Annotated in this window: 1 protein-coding gene; it reads right to left on the reverse strand. The window is 66.2% G+C overall.

Annotation, left to right across the window (positions count from 1 at the left end; genetic code table 11):
- The coding region (locus tag NQ034_RS16090) for a hypothetical protein (protein ID WP_257050026.1) at positions 1 to 207 on the reverse strand (207 nt) is incomplete at its 3' end.
- Positions 208 to 331: the final 124 nt, after the last annotated feature.

Genomic DNA, 331 nt, shown 5'->3' on the forward strand with positions numbered 1-331 from the left:
GGTGGCCATGACCTGCGGAGCTTCCCGCCGGCAGCGTTTCTGCTTCGCCCGCGGGAGAACAGGCCGCACCGACTGATCCTCGATCTGCGCAGCGATCCGCCACCACGATCGCCGTGAAGCGAGCATCACCCCGTCATCCCACATCGCAGCAAACGCGTGATCGACCGAATGACCTGCTTCCCACGATGTACGGATACGCTCCTGCACCCGCCGCCTGTCTGCCTCACCGATCCGCGAAGCGTACGCCCGATCCGTTTGATGAACAGGGTCAGCCACTGCGGGCCGGGGCCTGTGCCGGTAGTGCCACGTCGACCGGGACACCCCGGTCATG

The organism is Brevibacterium moorei (assembly GCF_024580735.1).
Taxonomy (GTDB): Bacteria; Actinomycetota; Actinomycetes; order Actinomycetales; family Brevibacteriaceae; genus Brevibacterium; species Brevibacterium moorei.